The sequence below is a fragment of the Colwellia sp. BRX8-7 genome (assembly GCF_014077275.1).
In the GTDB taxonomy this organism is placed as follows: domain Bacteria; phylum Pseudomonadota; class Gammaproteobacteria; order Enterobacterales; family Alteromonadaceae; genus Colwellia_A.
In genome coordinates this window covers 67162-86552 of sequence record NZ_JACGVP010000011.1, presented here as the reverse complement: position 1 = coordinate 86552, position 19391 = coordinate 67162, and the positions used below count along the sequence as shown (strand labels likewise).

Annotated in this window: 18 protein-coding genes; 4 read left to right on the top strand and 14 right to left on the bottom strand. The window is 37.4% G+C overall.

Annotated elements, in window-relative coordinates:
• Nucleotides 1-2073, bottom strand: a complete 2073-nt coding sequence (gene gspD, locus H4J57_RS12195; RefSeq protein ID WP_182243160.1) for a type II secretion system secretin GspD — start codon at nucleotides 2071-2073, stop codon at nucleotides 1-3.
• Between the two features lie 110 nt (nucleotides 2074-2183).
• Complete coding sequence (gspC, locus tag H4J57_RS12190) at nucleotides 2184-3137, bottom strand: type II secretion system protein GspC (RefSeq protein WP_182214722.1); 954 nt, start codon at nucleotides 3135-3137, stop codon at nucleotides 2184-2186.
• A gap of 232 nt (nucleotides 3138-3369) precedes the next feature.
• On the opposite strand from gspC, the gene hslR reads away from it, so the two are divergent.
• Both hslR and hslO read left to right on the top strand, forming a co-directional pair.
• Complete coding sequence (gene hslR, locus H4J57_RS12185) at nucleotides 3370-3777, top strand: ribosome-associated heat shock protein Hsp15 (protein WP_070374949.1); 408 nt, start codon at nucleotides 3370-3372, stop codon at nucleotides 3775-3777.
• A gap of 2 nt (nucleotides 3778-3779) precedes the next feature.
• Nucleotides 3780-4643 (top strand): Hsp33 family molecular chaperone HslO, encoded by an 864-nt coding sequence (gene hslO, locus H4J57_RS12180; protein ID WP_182243090.1) that lies wholly within the window; start codon nucleotides 3780-3782, stop codon nucleotides 4641-4643.
• Between the two features lie 42 nt (nucleotides 4644-4685).
• Here hslO and H4J57_RS12175 read toward each other — a convergent pair whose 3' ends face one another.
• The 5 genes from H4J57_RS12175 to H4J57_RS12155 all read right to left on the bottom strand — a co-directional run bounded on the left by H4J57_RS12175 (nucleotide 4686) and on the right by H4J57_RS12155 (nucleotide 11983).
• Complete coding sequence (locus H4J57_RS12175; protein ID WP_182229913.1) at nucleotides 4686-5258, bottom strand: hypothetical protein; 573 nt, start codon at nucleotides 5256-5258, stop codon at nucleotides 4686-4688.
• A 106-nt stretch (nucleotides 5259-5364) separates the two neighbouring features.
• On the bottom strand, nucleotides 5365-9279 hold the full coding sequence (locus tag H4J57_RS12170) for a rhombosortase-dependent M36 family metallopeptidase (RefSeq protein ID WP_182243088.1): 3915 nt from the start codon (nucleotides 9277-9279) through the stop codon (nucleotides 5365-5367).
• A 450-nt stretch (nucleotides 9280-9729) separates the two neighbouring features.
• Complete coding sequence (locus H4J57_RS12165) at nucleotides 9730-10488, bottom strand: TIGR04219 family outer membrane beta-barrel protein (protein ID WP_182221225.1); 759 nt, start codon at nucleotides 10486-10488, stop codon at nucleotides 9730-9732.
• A gap of 13 nt (nucleotides 10489-10501) precedes the next feature.
• Nucleotides 10502-11494, bottom strand: coding sequence for a DUF2333 family protein (locus tag H4J57_RS12160; RefSeq protein ID WP_182214728.1), 993 nt, complete (start codon nucleotides 11492-11494; stop codon nucleotides 10502-10504).
• Between the two features lie 9 nt (nucleotides 11495-11503).
• Nucleotides 11504-11983 carry a copper chaperone PCu(A)C gene (locus H4J57_RS12155; RefSeq protein ID WP_182214730.1) on the bottom strand — a complete coding sequence of 160 codons (480 nt, stop codon included), beginning with the start codon at nucleotides 11981-11983 and terminating at the stop codon, nucleotides 11504-11506.
• Nucleotides 11984-12053: 70 nt separating this feature from the next.
• Here H4J57_RS12155 and H4J57_RS12150 point away from each other — a divergent pair, with 70 nt between their 5' ends.
• Nucleotides 12054-12788, top strand: a complete 735-nt coding sequence (locus H4J57_RS12150) for an enoyl-CoA hydratase/isomerase family protein (protein WP_182229911.1) — start codon at nucleotides 12054-12056, stop codon at nucleotides 12786-12788.
• A 54-nt stretch (nucleotides 12789-12842) separates the two neighbouring features.
• Here H4J57_RS12150 and H4J57_RS12145 read toward each other — a convergent pair whose 3' ends face one another.
• The 7 genes from H4J57_RS12145 to dusA all read right to left on the bottom strand — a co-directional run bounded on the left by H4J57_RS12145 (nucleotide 12843) and on the right by dusA (nucleotide 17280).
• Nucleotides 12843-13178 carry a hypothetical protein gene (locus H4J57_RS12145; RefSeq protein WP_182243086.1) on the bottom strand — a complete coding sequence of 112 codons (336 nt, stop codon included), beginning with the start codon at nucleotides 13176-13178 and terminating at the stop codon, nucleotides 12843-12845.
• 82 nt (nucleotides 13179-13260) lie between these two features.
• Nucleotides 13261-13473, bottom strand: a complete 213-nt coding sequence (locus tag H4J57_RS12140) for a PspC domain-containing protein (RefSeq protein ID WP_182176464.1) — start codon at nucleotides 13471-13473, stop codon at nucleotides 13261-13263.
• A gap of 147 nt (nucleotides 13474-13620) precedes the next feature.
• Nucleotides 13621-14283 carry a phage shock protein PspA gene (gene pspA, locus H4J57_RS12135; protein ID WP_182214735.1) on the bottom strand — a complete coding sequence of 221 codons (663 nt, stop codon included), beginning with the start codon at nucleotides 14281-14283 and terminating at the stop codon, nucleotides 13621-13623.
• A 292-nt stretch (nucleotides 14284-14575) separates the two neighbouring features.
• On the bottom strand, nucleotides 14576-15463 hold the full coding sequence (locus H4J57_RS12130; protein ID WP_182243084.1) for a sulfurtransferase: 888 nt from the start codon (nucleotides 15461-15463) through the stop codon (nucleotides 14576-14578).
• Nucleotides 15464-15572: 109 nt separating this feature from the next.
• A complete protein-coding gene (locus tag H4J57_RS20085) occupies nucleotides 15573-15704 on the bottom strand; it encodes a hypothetical protein (RefSeq protein ID WP_259364605.1) in 132 nt (43 codons plus the stop codon).
• A 10-nt stretch (nucleotides 15705-15714) separates the two neighbouring features.
• Nucleotides 15715-15993, bottom strand: coding sequence for a hypothetical protein (locus H4J57_RS12125; RefSeq protein WP_182243082.1), 279 nt, complete (start codon nucleotides 15991-15993; stop codon nucleotides 15715-15717).
• A gap of 276 nt (nucleotides 15994-16269) precedes the next feature.
• Nucleotides 16270-17280 carry a tRNA dihydrouridine(20/20a) synthase DusA gene (dusA, locus tag H4J57_RS12120; protein WP_310733725.1) on the bottom strand — a complete coding sequence of 337 codons (1011 nt, stop codon included), beginning with the start codon at nucleotides 17278-17280 and terminating at the stop codon, nucleotides 16270-16272.
• 110 nt (nucleotides 17281-17390) lie between these two features.
• Here dusA and H4J57_RS12115 point away from each other — a divergent pair, with 110 nt between their 5' ends.
• Nucleotides 17391-18461 carry a site-specific integrase gene (locus H4J57_RS12115; RefSeq protein WP_182243158.1) on the top strand — a complete coding sequence of 357 codons (1071 nt, stop codon included), beginning with the start codon at nucleotides 17391-17393 and terminating at the stop codon, nucleotides 18459-18461.
• Nucleotides 18462-19391 lie beyond the last annotated feature (930 nt).

The window sequence follows — 19391 nt, the reverse complement described above, 5'->3', positions numbered from 1 at the left end:
TTATTGGTCTTTTTGGTCTGAAGTTGATGAGTCATCACCCTCGCTTTTAACGACAGGCGGTAATAAGCTAGAGTCTTTAGACTGACTTTCTTTCATGTATTCATCGAATGAAGGAGGTAAGGTCAGTTGGTCATTCCATTCAGGTAACAATGGCATTTTTTCATCGCTCATTAATGACAAACCTTCTTCTTGCTTACGTATTTCAGTCGCACGAATATAGTTATACTTTTCTTTACTAATTTCATTCATCAACTTGCCATCACGAATAATCGTTGGGCGAATAAATACCATTAAATTACGTTTACGCGTTGAGGTTGTTGTTGATTTAAATAAGTGCCCAATAAAAGGTATGTCACCTAATAAAGGTACTTTTTGTTCACTTTCTTGAACGTCTTCATCAATCAAGCCACCCAGTACCACGGTTGCGCCAGAATCGGCCATCACTACCGTTTTAATTTCTCGTTTGTTGATAGAAATATCTACCCCTGTAGCGCCACTCACCGAAGAGACTTCTTGCTCTATGGTTAACTGCACACCACTGCCTTCATTCACTTGTGGGGTAACGGTTAGTTTTATACCAACTTCTTGGCGTTCAACGGTTTGAAATGGATTACCGTTATTGCTACCGGCAGTAGAGCCAGTAAGAATAGGAATTTCTTGTCCAACTAAAAAGTGCGCTTCTTCATTATCGAGTGTAGTGATACTTGGCGTAGCAAGGATATTGGAATTAGTGTCATTACTCACCGCTTGTATGATTGCGCCCCAGCCATTTTTCATAATACCAAACATACCACCGCTAACTGAACCGAGTAAGGTTGCGGCTAATGAATAGTCTCCTTTAATATCGTCTTGATTAGGGTTAATCGTTGTGGCACCACTTTCAGAAGTAACGGTAGTACCTTTAGTACCTGGTGTTGACTGAGCTGCCTCAGCAGCCGCTGCTACAGCACTTATAGGCGCAGGACCATTATTGAACTGGGTAAAACCACCATCTTCGCTGAACCATTGCACACCTAAACTAATACCATCACTTTCAAAAACTTCGACGATTATCGCTTCAACAAGCACTTGCGCACGACGAACGTCTAATTTGCGGATGACTTCCTCAAGTGAACGTAACATGTCTTGCTGAGCGGTAATAACCAAGGTATTGGTGTCTTCATGAGCGTCAATGCTGACATTACGTTTTTTACTGCTTTGTTTACTCGTTTGTGCGCCAGCGTTTTCGGCTTCAATTGATTTACTGACCCCTTCAAGTACTTTGACTAAGTCTTCAGCTTTTGAGTATTTCAAATAGTAAACACGGGTATTACCATTGGTTTCTAATTCACTGTCTAAGCGGGAAATTAACTTAGCGACACGCGAACGGGCTTGAGATTCACCGCTAACAATTACACTATTGGTGCGCTCATCAGCAACTATTTTAGGGATAAGGAAGGTTGGCGTACCAGATTTTCCTTGATCAGATTTATGCATGGCTTCAACAATACGCACCATTTCTGCCGCCGATGCATATTGCAGTTTAATAATTTGTACGTCTTGATCGCCAGCTTTGTCGACACGCTCAATAATATTGACTAAACGATTAACAACCGCAGCAGTGCCCGTTAGCATGATGACATTAGCGGGATCATAATTGACCACGTTACCGCCACCGGCTTGATCTGAAAGTTGACGAAGTAATGGGGTTAATTCACGTACCGTGACATTTTTAACTTCAACAACTCGAGTCACCATTTCATCACCCACACCAGGGTTTTCGTTACCAACAACCGGTATTGATGAAGTTTTAGCGTCTTTATTACGAATAACTTTTACAACATTATTATCCATTTCAACAGCAGAAAAACCATACACTTCAAGCACATTTAAGAACACTTGATAATATTGTTTTTCGGTAAGTTGATCTTGGGTACGTAATGTCACTTTACCTCGAACGTTAGGGTCAACGATCATGGTTTTTTTCAGGTTTTTACCGACTATATTGATGAATTCGTCAATTTCAGTACCTTTAAAGTTTGGCGAGTACTTAGCCGCATGTATATCAGCACTAAATAATAAAGTATTCATCATCACAACAGTTAAACCTGTTGCTAACAATCCTTTATACCAAGGGGCGCGAAGAGTCTTGCGCAAGGAAAAATTTTTCATAACTTAATTCTCAATTTTGGTCAGTAAAGGTATTAACCACCGATACTAAATAATATTTCGTTCAATTCACCATTACGATCGATTAATAGTGATACTTCTTTATCTTGTTTTAATGCAGCAAGTGCTTGTGCGGCTTCGCTTGGCACCGTTAAATCATAACCATTCATTTGAATCGCGATATCACCAGATTTCAGCCCTGAATTTTGAAAAAAATCTGCGTTTTTACCCGGCAACAATCTGTAACCTACTATTTTGCCACTTTTACGTTTTGGCGATATTTTTAAATAATCGGTAATTTTACTTGGGTCGGTATTAATTTCGTCTTTAAATGACTCTGCACTTTTACTCAACATCTTATTTGTTCTTTGATCAATAACATTAGGTGATGTTAGTCGACTATTTAATTCTCGAGTTTTAGCCGGAGATATTGCCGATTTATTTACCACGTTTTGTTGTATTTTTTCATTGTAATCAAAGCCATCAAGCATCAAGGTTTCAAGTTTTCCGGCATGCTTTAAAAGCACTCGATCACGAAAGACACTATCGAGCACGGCACGTGTTCCGGTAATGGTTTCACCAGGACTATAGGTGTCTTGCTTACCAGCGTTTTCAATGACCGCCGCAGACGTAGTTTTGTCATCACTTGCTACTGCCCCTGATAGCGTTAAACGTAACTGTGTTTGAGGTGCACTTTCCACTTCAACCGTTTCAATTGTATCTATACTGTCTGTATATAAGCCAAATAAGTTCAATGTTTTTAAATTTGTTAAACTGATATCAGCTTTTTCAGTGTTCTGTATTGCTACTTTTACGCTAACATTTGAAGATGCATGATATTGACCACTCGGCGCAACAAGCCAAGTGATTTGTGCAAAAACATACGCGATGTAAGCTAACAAAAATACACTGATCACCTTAGCTATTTTTTGCTGAGGTAATTGTGAAGAGAAGTCGACTACACTAGAAAAATTTGAAGGTAATTGCATGGTTATCTTTATAGAAATTTAAATTAATTTTCATTATTATACCGTGATAGTACTTGAGCTAGACATTATCAACAAGGGTAAGATGATGATTAAAATATTTATTAACAATTTAGTGCTGTTATGTGCAAACTAATATTGCCAGTTCAGCTATACACTTAGTTAAAAGACTAGACATTATAAGCAATTATGATATTTTCGCCGCGACATATATTTATAGGAAGATGGTAAGTAGATGAAACATAATTCACCTCTCACTGAAAACACTTCAACCCGTCTCGATAAGTGGTTATGGGCTGCTCGTTTTTACAAAACACGTGCCATTGCCAAACAAATGATTGATGGTGGTAAAGTGTTCTATAATGGTCAACGAACAAAGTCGGGTAAAGTCGTTGCTTTAGGAGATAAAGTTGTCTTACGCCAGAGTTATGAAGAACGAGAAATTATTGTTGTGGCGCTGGCAGATAAACGTCGAGATGCGAGTTTTGCGCAAACTCTTTACCAAGAAACACCCAACAGTATTACCACTCGTGAAAAAAATGCCTTAGCACGTAAACAAGGCACTTTACTTAGCCCCGCTAGTGATACCAAACCCGATAAGAAACAACGTCGACAATTAATACAATTTAAAGAAAGGATCTAACTGTGACTGTTAAAACTGATGTTTTAAATCGCTACTTATTTGATGGTAAGCATGCTCGTGGAGAGCTTGTACAACTGACTAAAGCTTATCAAGAAATTATCGCTTTGCATGAATACCCTCCCGGCGTGCAAGCCTTGTTAGGTGAATTAGTTGCCGCCACTTGCTTGCTTACAGCTACTTTAAAGTTTGAGGGCGAAATTACCGTTCAATTACAGGGCGATGGCCCCATTAGCTATATGTCAGTTAATGGTGACGATAAACAAAATATGCGTGGCATAGCTCGTTTAGCTGAGTCAACTGCTGGTATAGGCTTAAAAGAACTAATAGGTAAAGGTACGATGGTTATTACTATACGCCCTGAAAAAGGCGAACCTTACCAAGGAGTTGTTGCACTAGATAAAGATAATTTAGCTGATTGTTTAGCACACTACTTTGAAGTTTCTGAACAAATACCCACAAAAATTTGGTTATTTAATAATGCTGATAACACTCAAGTTGCTGGTAGCTTAATACAACTGCTCCCTGATAGTGATAGCAAGGAAACTCAGCTTAGTGATTTCGAACACTTGTGCCAACTAACCAATACAATAAAAGCAGATGAGATTTTTTCATTAGACGCTGAAGACTTATTGTATCGTTTGTATCATCAAGAAGAGGTTCGTTTATTTGAACCTCAATCGGTTAATTATCAATGCAGTTGTTCTGAGGAAAAATGTTTAACGGCTATTTCTCAAGTTTCACCAAGCGAATTGATAAGCATTATAGAAGAGCAAGGTTGCGTATCGATGACTTGTGAATATTGTTTAACAACGTATAAGTTTGATGAACCAAAACTTGCACACTTTATTCATGAGCCCAAGCACTAGTTTACCCTCAGACTTAACGTCTTAATTCTACCTGTTCGCCTTTTAGCGCTCTTCTGCTAATGGGCGACCCACTTTACCACTGTAATCTATTTCTATTTCTACGCGCTCAAACTGTTTTGCTGCTACAAGTGATTTATAATAACTTAAGAGATCGACACCCTCTTCTGGCGTTAATCGATAGGTACTTTTAGCTATTTTATTAATATTTGCGGTATTGTCATAGCTTGTTAGGCTGGCTAAGTTGTTAACGATAACCACAAAAGTGCCCTTTACCGTGCCCGTTTCTGACATTAATAAATTAACAACTTTAGCGCCATTAGTCAGCTTATCTGCTTGTAATTCAAATTTCTGTTCGTTGAGCATTAAGTATTTGTTTTCTGAATTTGTCAGTTTTTTAAAAACGTTGTTATTTTTTAAACTTCCATTACTTTCACTTAAACCGCTACTAGTGGCCCGTGCAAGTGTTTCATTAGTTGTAGCAACTGATGTGTTTGGCTTTAAAGAAGCAGCTTCTTTATCGCTGGTTTTTTTTTCTAGTGGCTGTACGACTTCTCTTTTATCTGAACAAGCCATTAAAAAAGTTACACTAAGGGCGATGACACTAAGGTTACGCATATTTACTTCCTTTTTTATTTCCAGTCATAATTAAGTGATAAACGTTTAGTTATAAAAAAAGCTGATTGAATGACCAATCAGCTTTATTTTTACTTGTTGTTACTACTTACTTTTTACGGCGACGTAATAACGCTAAAGGTAATAGCAAGAAGGCTAATAAGCCAGTTGAACCACCGCTAGAATCTTTCCTAGCTGGAACCATACTAGGCATATCATTAACCACTACAGAGAAACTCTGTGTAGCATCGACAGTACCATCATTAACACTTGCTACAAATGTTAGTGTTTCACTACCAGATTCAATACTAGGAGAAGTGAAAGATATAGCTGCTGTGTTTGAGCCCGCTAATGTCACTGTTGGACCAGAGGTTTGTTCCCAGCTGTATGTTAATGCATCACCATTAGGATCTGTAGCTTCAACACTCATGCTAACAGAGATACCTTCTCTAACAATTCGCTCTACATCAGTAACGGCTGTTACAATCGGTGCACGGTTATCACAAGCAACACTATCACCTGCAACTACATCACTGAAAATCGAGCTATTTACATTGTCAAATTGAACACCATCAATCAACCAACCTAAGTTATTTGCTGTAAAGTCACTTACTGCGCGGAAACGGAATTTAACTTCATTACCATTTAGTGCTTCACCAAAAGATACGCCTTCATAACCAGCTGCGAAGTCAGTAAAGCTCAGACGTTCAGATAATGCTGTGCCAGCTTCAGTGAAAATCGGATTCTCGTTGTAACCACCACCTAAGAAAGTACCACCCATCTCAGTAACATCAGCCCAGTCACCACCGTTAACACTTACTTCAACAACACCGCCATCCCAATTAGCTTCGAAGTCATAGTAATGGAACCAGTTAATAACAAAATCACCATCGAAACCAACGCTAAATGCTCTTGTTTCATAAGCGACATCTGATTCAAAACCATTATTATTGATAAATAAATACTGTTGTCCTAGAACGCCACCAAGAGCACCGGCAAATCTTGTATCTAAATATCCAGTACCGGCAGCAGCTTCACCACCACCTATAACATTTTCCATAAAGTCGTGCTGTGATGATAATGTTTCCATATCATCAACAGTAGAAGAACCTACTGGTGCGCGATCTTTAAAGTCATAGTTAACCTTTGTAGTAAACGAATAATCGTTAACAACATCGGCTGTAAGTCCAGGGAAAGTAACTTTGAATTCAACGTCTTCTGCCATACTTGCATCATTCAACGTAAATTCAATAGGTGAACTTGTTGCTGAACCAGTTACACCAAGACTATCAAAAGTTACCACACCTTCATTTGCAAATGTTACATCTTGATCGCCTACAACTTCAATTTGTGCGGTAATATTTTCATAAGTCTCACTACCACGGTTTTGAATAGTAAAGCTAACTGTTGCAGTTTCACCTTTATCAAGCACGCTATCTTTAGAACAGTAACCTGAAGTAAGTCCTTCATAGTTAGTATTTAACATATGAGAATTTGCAGAGAATGAACTTAATGTTGTTGCATAAGACTCTACTGCGCCTGCATGGTCAGTAGCGAATCGGCTTGGCGACTTAGCTCCTAATCCCATACCACGTTTTGCAAATGCTGCAAGCATAAGGTTGTAATCTTCTACGTCGTTTGCATATGCTGCTGACAATATAGCATCTCGACCTTCAGTGAATGTAGGCGCCATTGGCATCATCTTATAACCAGCTACTACATAATCTTTAATTAAGTTCTTAGCTTCATCAAAAGTATGACGCTCGTCATTAACCATGCTAATAAAAGATTCCCAAATCATATTAGAAAATATAGAACCCGGAGAATGCACTAGATCAGGGTAAAGGCCTATATCGCCAAATGTAGATGGATTAATTGTTGTGTCTGTTGAGTAAGGGTAAGGGCGGATGCCATCCACAAAACTAGCAACATACGTTATAGCAGCGTAACCGCCATCGTATTCTTCATTACCTAAAACTAGGTTATCACTTGCGTCTGTTGTAAGCATCAATGCATGGAAATCACCAAAACCTTCACCCATAGAGCGTGCTTGTTGGCTACTTAATCCTGAACTATTACCCACTAAACGGTTACTAATATAGTGACCCCATTCGTGTGCAACAATTGCGTTATCCCATGTACTATCTTTGAATACGCGCGACAGGTCATTTCTGAACATATCAACAGATACTTTTTCATCTGCATCTAATAATGCATAGATTGCTGCACCATCGCTAAAGTTAATACCAAAGCTAGGAATAGTTACAGCATCATCTGCTCCACCCATAGGTGCAGGTGTACCATCATTATTGTTATTAGCAATAAATACTGCAATAGCGCCAGCAGCTTGAGCATTAAGAACTTTATCTGTAAATGCACAAGCACCACGATCGATAACAGCAATTTTTCCAGCAAGATCAGCGCCATTAACAGCTGCTTCACAACCATTATTTATTGGAGCAGTTGCATCTTCTAGACGAACTAAATCACCAGACACATCAAAAGTTTCTGCACCAAAGCTAGCTATTTGAAGAACAGATATCATTCCTATGTCTGAATGTGAAGTAACCGTGGCACCAAAGTCAGTGCCATTTACCGCTTGTGTTGTTTCCCAAAGATACATCTGCATGCGTGGTGAACCACCATCTGCAGGTGTAGACATGTTTGCATTGTTAAAACCAGAGTTATCTTGAACCTCTACGTTTAATGCATCTCCTTCTTCACCACCTCGACCGTAGTTTAAAGTCTGAGCATTACCCGCAAGCTCATCAAAGCCATGGTCATAATAGTCATCATGTAAATAGTTATTTACATAGAATAAGTTAACAATTGCCGCTTTACGGTTTCCAACTGAATATTCTGCTTCAGAAACATCATATTTATAATCAAAGGTATTACTACTGGTCACTTCTGCCATGTAATCACCGTTGCTAAAACCTTGAGGTGCAATAGCATCCACATAAGCGGTAACATTGTTACCCATGGTCATAGTTGCATCATCAGCTAACCAAGCATCACCAGTACTGATAGGTCCGTGACTCTTACTTATCAACATTGCATCTAAGTATTCTTGCGTAATAAACGCACTACGATCGCTTCCTTCAGGAGCAGGCATAACTTCACCATGAGGGCTATCCCATGGCTTACCTTCAGCGTCAGTAAAAACGCGATAATTAAAATCAGCTGCATGGCTAGTTAAGTTATTCTTAAATAAAACCTCACCTGTTTTAGCAGCAACAACATAGCCATAATACTCTGATTCGCGACTGTCTATTTCACCTGTTTCTACTTCAACGTAATGAGCAGCAACAATTTTGTTTTTATGTTCAAAAAATACTTTTTTAGCGCGTGGCTCGCCAAGTATTATTTTTTGAGAAGAAGTATTAGCGACAGTAAATTTTTCATACTTATCAGCTGATTTTTTGTTTGTTAATTTAATCGTAGCACTGTCGCCACCCATCGCCAAAAACACGGCTTTAACAGAACTAGCGGCGTCATCAAAAGCAGAGTCGACACTCTTCAACAATAAATCTGATGATTTAACAGCCTTGTCACTTGCTAAGTAACCCGATGAAGCGACTAAATTGAATTCGCGATCCATCATGATATTATATTCACGATTAAAAACTTCAATACCTGCAATTTCTTGCTTATATTTAGCAATTTTTGCACCACGACCAATATCATGGATGTTCGCTAATATAGGCATAGCTAGGCTTGGCTTTGACTCAGATAAACCAGTAAGTTGCTTCAAATAAAAATCTGCAGCAAAAGCATTCTGATGCTCTGCAGAAACGGCCATCATATTTGGAATAGAATTTTTTGCACTTGCCCACTGAAAAGTATTTGTACCTAATTGAGCATCAAACTGATTACTCATACCACTGATAGTAGCTACTTGGTTTGACACAACTGGAGCCGGTGCATTTAAAAAAGCGCCTGTATCTGAAGCTATAGCTCCCATAGAAGCAGAAGCGATTGCAGCACCTACGAATGTTGCTATGATTGATTTATTAAAGTTCATACGATTCCCTAAGTATATTTTTATTATTAACCCATAAATTGGGTACTGAAGCATTTTATTATTAACCCACAACGTGGGCTCTACGTTAATTTATTACATTTATGTAACAATAAAGCAATCATTTAGCTTAAAAAACACAAACAAAAAGTAAAGCATACGTTACGTTAAAGTAATAAACGCTTATAAGGCAACCACTTGTTACAAAAACGTTAACGTAGTGCTTGATAATGAATAATAACGGATAAATACATATATTTATAATATCTCTAGCAAGTAACTGATTGGATAGTAGAAACTTATTTATACTAAATTTACCATAACGTCACTAAGCGGATTTAACAGATGAGTGGCATAAACTCTTTTTTTCGTAACAAAAAAGGCGCTAATTTTATAATTAGCGCCTTTATCTGTTAAAAAGTTCAGCTTTGTGAAACAGGTCCAATTAAAACCTTAAAAGTGGACAACAACACCTGCAAAAGCACCTTTAAATTCAATGTTTGTATACAAGTCATCTAAATCTTCAAGTTCAAATTTAACCGCTTTATAGCCAAGTGTTAAATTTACATCAACCGCTAAGTTATCAATAAGCTCGTAGCTCAAACCGACTTGGTAGTCGTATATAGTATGATCGTCAATCGATAATAAATTACCATTGGCAAAAAGATTAAAACTCGTGCCGGGTAAGCCGACAATCGTTGAAACATAAAGCATAGGTACGATTTCTGTAACGGCTAATGTTCCTTCAACTGATGTACCACCAATTGCTGATGCAACCGTTATATCGCCATCAAAATCACGACCGGTTAAACCAATATCAAAAGAGAAAAGACCGTTATCAAAAATTTCATAATATAACGTATAGTCAATATAACTAACATCGAAGGTGCTACCGACAGCGGTGCCAGCGTCGAATGTTTTACCAGAAAAGTCAAAATCCTGCGACAAAACTGTTGCGCCATCAGTATCTAACGTTGTTGAGGCTATCATTAGATTGGGGATTAAAGGGATCGGATGTTCTAGAGCGATATAAAATGAACCTTGCTCTTTATCTTCTAAATTAAAATCAACTAAGCCAGTTTGTTCACCAAAAGTACCTGTTGCTTCATTACTCCATATTGAGCCACCAATATAAAGTCCGGCAATAGTATCAGCCATTGCTGATGTTGAAAGTAACCCGGTAACAAGTACTGCTAATGCTGTTTTTTTCATGTTGAACCCTTTATTATCCTTGACTTAATAAGTCATTTAAATCGATTAGTGCTGCGTTAGCACGAGAAATATAATTTGCCATTACTAAAGAATGATTAGCTAATAAACCAAAGCCATCACCATTAAGGATCATTGGACTCCATATAGATTCTTGGCTTGCTTCTAATTCTCGAATAATTTGCTGTACGCTTACTTTAGCATTTTTCTTCTCTAATACATCATTAAAATCAATTTCTACGGCGCGTAAAAAGTGAAGTAACGCCCAACACGCACCACGTGCTTCATAAAATTCATTATCAATTTTCCACCAGCTGGTTTTTAAGACAACGCTTGACTGTGCAGATGTTGATTGCTGGGCAACGCTATCGCCAGCTAAGTCGGTATTTAACTGTTCACGGCCAACACTTGCACTTAATCGTTGAGAGTAGCTGCCTAAACGTTTATTCACTTCTTGGATCCAGTCACGTAAATTATCTGAGCGAGCATAAAATTGCGCTGTTTGACTGTTAACATCACCTAACGCTTTGCGATAGGCATACAATTCGTTAATTGCTTTATTGTATTCACTTTCTGCACTTGGCATCGCCCAACTTTTGTGATCGATATTGTATTGAGGCTGAGCAACTTTTAAGTGCTTATTTTCTACCGATTGTGACTGAGAGCGGCTAAATTCCTGACGCATAACAAGCGCCATATCACGCGACATTTCAAGCGCACCAAGCTCCCAAGCTGGGATATTGTCTAAAAATACTGAGGGTGGCAAAGCATCATTTGACAGATAACCGCCAGGTTTATTTAATAATGTCTCGGTTACTCTAATAAGTGCCGTTGTTGTGGTGTAACCGACAACAGGTTTTATACCAGCTGCCGTTGCATCTTTCGTTGCTTCAGCTCTAATATCAAGCTGTTCAGGTTCAAAGCTCCAATAAACGCCGAGAAAATAGCCTGAGAGGATGATAGCAAAAAAAATGGTGACAAAAGTTTTTCCTGAAAAATTAGTCGTCATGTTGAGCTCCTAATGGTGTTGTTTTTTAGCTGGGTTTTCTTGTTTAATACTTCGCACCGGAATGGTTACGACAAGATCCTTTTGCTGCTTAAAGTGCAATGTTAATGAAAGTTCCTCTTCAGGTAACAAGGCTTTTTTAACGTTAAATATCATTAAGTGATAGCCCATAGGCTGCAATACCACTTTATTATTCCCTTCGATTGTCAATTGTTCAACTTGACGCATCTTCATCATACCATCACTCATGGTGTGTTGATGAATTTCAATTCTATCGGAAAACAAGCCACTGACTCCTGTTAAAATTAGCGCCTCATCATTTTTATTTTCAATCGACATATAAGCTGAAGTGATACTAGTTCCAGGTATGCTAGCTCTCACATAAGGCCCGTCAATAATAATATTACTATCGTGTTCAACAGCAAAAACATCGCTATTGATACTGAGTAACGTAAAAGATAATACAATGGCTATAAAACATATTTTATTCATTTCTCGCTATACTTCCTTTTTTAGACAGATTATTTTTATTGCCTTAACATTGTAACTAAGCTGGAGCAAAATGGATAACTTAATTATTAGCCAAGAAAACAATCATGTTTTCACCGTGACTCTTAACCGTAAACATAAAAAAAATGCACTTAATCAAAGTATGTATATCGACTTATGTGCGGCTCTAAAATATGCGAGCGAAAATTCAACTATCCACTGTGTGCTTATTCAAGGCGATGAAAACTGTTTTTGTGCAGGTAATGATTTGGATGACTTTTTACAATGCTCACAAGATGATGAATTAGTAGCATTAGATTTTGTACAAGCACTGACAATATTTGATAAACCTCTTATTGCCGCAGTTGCTGGCCCGGCAATAGGTATTGGCACTACCTTGTTGTTACATTGCGACATGGTCATAGCGGCAAACAATAGTAAATTTAAATTACCCTTTACTCAGTTAGGTCTATCACCTGAAGCTGGCTCTAGCCTGTTGTTACCCCTGCGTATTGGTCATAACAAAGCGTTTGAACTTTTAGTACTTGGCAAGCAATTTACTGCCGAACAAGCACTAGATTACGGTCTTATTAATCAAATATGCATACCGGAAGATTTACTAAAAATAGCTAGCGATATTGCTAATACTATTGCTAAATTACCTCATGATTCTGTCATGACCAGTAGAAAATTGATGAAACAACATGCACAATTGACTATGCAACAGGTCATTGATAACGAAGCTAAAGAATTTAAACGTTTAGTAAAAACGCAGCAATGTAGAAATATTTTAGCGCAATTTTTTTAAAAAAATAAATCTTAAAGATGAAATAGTCAGCCAAAATTTGCGGGGGGTTCATCTTTAGGCGATTTGTTTTTTGTCTCCTGCCATTAACCAAATAACAACAGCAATAAAAATAACGGGCCAAAATATACCAATCATCACAAAGGCCGCCGCACCAAAAATCATCATACCGATAAAAATTAATGAACCAAACACACTCATAACAATTGCAAATGCCACCATGACAAGAATAACCATAATAATTGCTGAAACACTAATCGCTTTTAAAGGATCAATAAGTTCATCACCAACATGAAGGTCGACATTAAACATTTCTATAAAACTTATTCCTAATGCATAGGTTAAAAATAAGGTTGCAAAAATTGCTAATATTAATGATTTAAAAAATGACATAATTCCTCCTGCTTACTTAGTTTTACGCACAGCTATCGGTAAATATTATTTACTCGCTATCGCTTTAAGTTAATACTGCCCATTAATGTTTGGTGGGTAATAGTATCGCCGCGACCACATAAGCAACACCGCTAGCTAACGGAAATATAAGCAAAGCACCAATAGCGGCAATACGAACAGCTATTCTTGGTAAGTCATAATATTTTGCGATGCCCGCACAAACGCCTGATAATTTTTTATGGGCAACATCTTTTGTTAAAGTTTTTTTCACTGAATACTCACGTTGATAGCTCATCATTTATTCCTTAATTCTAACCGCTGTTTTGTAAAAAAAGTTAATAGTCCTGCGCCAACAAAAAAAGTTAATACGGGAGCAAGACACATGATCATTATGAAATAACTACTGTGATGTATCATGTAATGCCCCCTAGTTTTTTGTCGCTTAGCCATTAACAACTTGCTTTTTTAAATCGGCTAATTCTTGTTCAATAGATTCATCTGTTTCTAAATCACGAAACTGGCTGGCGAGATCTTTATTCTCGGTAAAGTCATAAGACTCTAATTCAGCTTCTACTCGGTCAATTTTTTGTTGGTAGCGTTCAAATTTATTAATGGCTTCATCTATGTTGTAGACAATCGCTCTTTCACGCACTTTTAAACGTACTTCAACTGACTCTTGGCGTAATGCAAAAGCGTCTTGCTTACGTTTAGCTTCTTGAAGTTTTTCTTGTAAACGTTGACCGTCTTCTTGTACTGCACTCAAAAAAATCTCTAGCTGCGCTAAGTCATCATGGAATTCACTGACTTGTACTGAACATTTTTGCTTTTCATGTAGCGCAGACTTCGCAAGATCATCACGCCCTTTATTAATGGCTAATGCGGCTTTTTCTTGCCAATTATTAATACTAGCTTCTAGTGATGCTATTTTACGCATTAAGGTTTTCTTTTCTGCTATATTTTTTGCTGCAGTAGAGCGTACTTCAACCAAGGTTTCTTCCATTTCCTGAATGATCAATTTAACCATTTTCTCAGGATCTTCAGCTTTATCTAACATATTGTTTAAGTTAGCGTTAATAATATCGGTAAAACGTGAAAACATGCCCATAATCCATTCTCCTGCGCAAATGCGCTGCTATTAGTATTTTAATTTAATGACTCATTAAGTATTAACCAAAATGTTAATGCTTAACTTGCTACTGTGTTTTCTATTACAAGTGACATGCCAACTCAGCAAAACAAATTAAACTACTGTTTATTAAGGGATTTTATAAAGACATCGATTACAGAAAGAAAGGGGACATAATATGTCAGACGAAAATATAGTCAAATTCACAAATTAATTAGTTAATTTGACTATACCCATAACATGGTGGAATTTTATTAAAATGAGCGTTGGATTATTGAGTAACGACTACCGGAAAATAATCACCTGCGCCCCACTCACTCCATGAGCCGTCATAAACTTTTACGTGCTTATAACCGCTCATTTCGGCGGTTAACGCTAAAACACAGGCGGTTACCCCAGAGCCACAGCTCATCACCATTGGTTTATTTTCGCTATTAATAGCGTTAAATTTTTCTTTTAAAATATTTTTGGCGAGCAAGCAGCCATCATGCGATAAATCACTAAAGGGTAAATTCACAGAAGAGGGAATATGACCGCTACGAATACCTTCGCGTGGCTCAGCAACTTTGCCCTCAAAGCGTTCTTTAGCCCTAGCATCAACAATAAGGTGTTCTTGAGAGTTAAGGTTATGCTCTATATTTTGGCTGCTATAAAAATATTTTTTACAAAATGTAGCGATAAAGTTACCACGGCTAGTAACGGAAGATGTCGCTGATGAAACACGATACCCTGATGCCAACCAAGCGGGTAAGCCGCCATCAAGTACGGCAACATTTTCATGTCCCATTGCTCTAAACATATACCAAGCACGCGCTGCAGAAAATAAGCCTTGGTCATCGTAAACAACAATTTGACTGTCTGTCATTACCCCTAACGCACGCGCTTGCTGCTGAAAATGTTCAGCACTTGGCATAGTGTGGGGAAGTGGATTTGATAAATCAGAAAAGTTTTTATTTAAATCGAATCGCTTGGCATAAGGCAACGTAAAGTCTGGCCATTGTTTTTCTGGCGAGCGCATATTACCAACGGGTGGGATACTCGCATCAAGCAGTATTATATTTGATAAGGGTTTTGCAGAGTCTCCGGTTAAATGGAGTGTAGGAAAAAGCAAATCATGCAGCTGACGGCACGATATTATTTGCTGAAAAGTCGAAGGCATAGTTAGCGTCATTCATTTTTGAATAAGGCTTAAAAAATAGCGAATAAATCGATAGTTGTACAGTCGAAAAAACAATATAAATTGGCAGGGTACAACAAATTCCCTGCGTTTAGCTTGCGGCTTGTTTTTCGGCTGATGATTGTTCACGGTTATTTTCTACTAGGCTTACCACTAAAGACGCTGCCAATAAAAATACAGCAGGTAACATCAATAACGTAAAAATTAGCTCTAAGCTCGGCATAATCAATTCCTTACTCATCCGCGGCTTTAGCGGTATTCTTTTGTTGGGTACCCTTTTTGTTACTAAGCTTAGCCACTAAAATTTGGGGATATTTGTTGTTGGCTAAAGCTGACATCGTGATATCTGGCTGAACTTTATCTTTTACGTTACTCGTTAATTTTGTATTAAGTTGTTCAATGCCTGTTTTAACCATCAGATTAGCGATAGTTTTGATGTCTGTAGTGTTGTCTGCAAAACTGTTAAAAGATAATAAAGCGGTAGTTAATGCGGTGATCAATAATGTTTTCATGTTGTTCTCCAAGTTTTATAATAGTTAAGTCGTAATATCTATTACAAAGGTTGTGCCAGAGATCAAAAAAAAATTAAACAATTGAATTTTATAGGATTAATTAATCTATGCTTTTATCATAAAAATAAAGTTTAAGACTAAATAAAAGAAAAGTGGTCAAAAAAGCCAATTATTAATAATTATAGCGATAACATTATCTTTATCGCTAAACGGCAAAATAAATAGTATTCCGATTTAGGGATACAATTTCCCAAAATCGGTACACAAAACAGAAAATTACTCGCCTGCAGGAAGGGTCACTTGTGCGAACGCATCAAAAAGAACTTGGCTGGTAACTTCATTACCACTGCATTGCTCACTTAAATAACGACGAAACTGCCTAGCACCCGCTAAACCATTGCAGAGTCCAAGCATATGGCGAACAACATGCCAAGCACGCCCGCCGTTGGCAATATGAATATCAATATAGCGCGCCATCTCGGCAACAATTTGCTCTCGAGAAAGAATATCCGTGTTTGTTTGATAAATCGCGTTATCTGCTTCAACTAACATGTAAGGGTTTTGATAAATTTCACGGCCTATCATCACACCATCAATATGAGTTAAATGCTCATTCGCCTCATCATAGGTTTTAATACCGCCGTTAATTGAAATTTGTAACTGTGGAAAGTCTTTTTTGATTTGATAAACACGACCATAATCAAGGGGCGGAACTTCCCTATTTTGCTTAGGGCTTAAACCGCTTAACCAAGCTTTACGTGCATGAATAATAAAATGTTTACAGTCAGCCTGAGAGACCACATCAACAAAATTATGTAAAAACTCATAACTGTCATGGTCATCGATACCGATACGCGATTTAACAGTAACCGGAATATTGGCTGCCGCTTGCATCTCATTGACACAGTCAGCTACCAAAGAAGGTTCAGCCATTAAGCAAGCACCAAAACGACCATTTTGGACACGATCAGATGGGCAGCCAACATTAATGTTAATTTCATCATAACCATACTGCTCAGCCATTTTTGCACACTCTGTCATGGCTTTAACATCACTTCCCCCCAGTTGCAGTACAACAGGGTGCTCTTCTTTGTTAAAGGATAAATAATCACCTTTACCAAATATAATTGCGCCAGTAGTCACCATTTCGGTGTATAGCACGGTGTGCTTTGACATAACACGATAGAAGTAACGGCAATGGCGATCAGTCCAATCGAGCATGGGTGCAACAGAAAGTCGATGGTCGATGGGGTTACCTGAGTTTAGCGGTTTTACTGGGATTGACACAAAAACACCTTATAAATATACTGTATAGAATTACAGTGAATTACCGCGGATTACCCTGAGTTTCGATATGCAGTACCCCATATGTACCCCACAAAAAAGTAGGATTAATGATGGCATCTTTTACAATTGAAAAACGTACAAAGGCAAACGGTGACTTTTCTTATCGCTGTAAAGTCGTTGTTAAACAAAAAAACGCAATTATACACCGAGAATCTAAAACATTCCGTAAAAAAGAACTCGCTCGTACATATGGAAGGAAGCGTGTTCAAGAAATAGAGAATGACGAAATTGGTATTAAGAAAACGATACCACTCAGTGCATTGTTAGATTTATATTTTGAAGATGTCCATTTATGGGAGAAGACAGGAAGAACTAAGCAATACGTTATCAAAATGCTTAGGGACTGTGACATCGCAAAAATACAAAGCAATAAACTGAAAACTAGCGATTTAATTGCACACTGTAAAATAAGACAACTTGCAGGAGCAAAGCCTGCAACTGTTTATCATGATATTTGTTATTTACGTGCGGTAATGAAAAAAGCCCACCCAGTTTTTGATATTGAAGCCAATTTTTCAGTTTTTGATGAAGCTATTCCAACGCTAATTGATATGAGTTTAATTGGTAAGAGTGACCGAAGAACTAGAAGGCCAACACAGCTTGAGCTCGATAAATTAAGAATTGGACTAGAAGAAAGGGAAAATCAAAGACCAAACGGCATAGTCCGTATTCCTTACTTAGACATTTTAGATTTTAGTATTCTAACTTGTATGCGAATCGGTGAAGTATGCAAGCTACGATGGGACGATTTAAACCTAAAACATAAAACAATTATTGTTAGAGACAGAAAAGATCCTCGTAAAAAGGAAGGTAATCACATGATTGCTCCGCTATTGGGTGAATCTTTCAATATTGCCACTAAGCAACCTAAAACTGGTGAGCTAATTTTTCCCTATAATTCAAGAAGTGTAACTGCTGGATTTCAACGAGTAAGAAATGATTTAGGCATTGAAGATTTACGTTACCATGATTTAAGGCGCGAAGGGGCCTCTAGATTATTTGAAAAAGGCTATAGCATTGAAGAAGTAGCTCAAGTAACTGGCCATAGGAATTTGAATATCCTATGGCAAGTATATACTCAGCTATTTCCACATAAACTGCATGGGAAATATGATAACTAAAGATCGAAAAATAGAAACTCAGACTAAGATTCCGCACACCTAAAAAATATAAAAATATAAAAATATAAAATCAGTGAGTTATAATTTTTTTGTGTTGTAATTCAACTGCCCATAATTATTTAATATTAGAACAACTGGTTGGATTTATTAATCCTAAATATCAATCGGTTTAAATAAAAAGCCCCAAAATGGGGCTTACTTGATAAAATATACGTAATGTATATAATTACTTTGATTAAAGAGCTCGAACTCCTTAATCAAAAATACTTCGCCAGAAGTTAAAGTTAATTAGGAGTTGATCTATAGTGCGTTGGTACTGTGATCTTCTTCTTGTTAACTGTCTTAGTATGCTCATGCACATAAACCTTCTTTTTATTTGTCTGTGTTTTAGCCATCCTTATATCTCCCACAAAGCTAATTCTAATTGAACTGGATCTGAATAATACTCATTTTCATCATGTTTTCTATTCATAATAATGTCCTTCCGTTAAGTTAATAAAGTAGATAGACGAAAATCTATCTGAATTCATTATACTATAACGACTCACTCGTAAAAAGAGTTATTTTTAAACAATTGCGAAACAAGCCACCAAATGACTCATATATGAACTTTTGCGAATTTAACCAGATGTAGCATAGGGACTAAGAACAAACTGAATCTTGGTACCATTTAGGTACTTTAATACGCACGTGGATATATGCACAGTGTGAAAATGGTTCTTTTTGAGTTCTTTTGGATTTCTTTTGGATTTCTTTTGAGCTTGCTATGGATTTATTTTGAGTTTTTTCCAAATGTGATCACGAGAAATTAAATAAATAATAATTAGAAATATAAAATTAATCACTAAAGGTAAATAAAAAATACTTTACCCCCGTATTACTAGACGGGGGTATAAAAAAGTCACCTATCGGTGACTTAAATGCAAAATA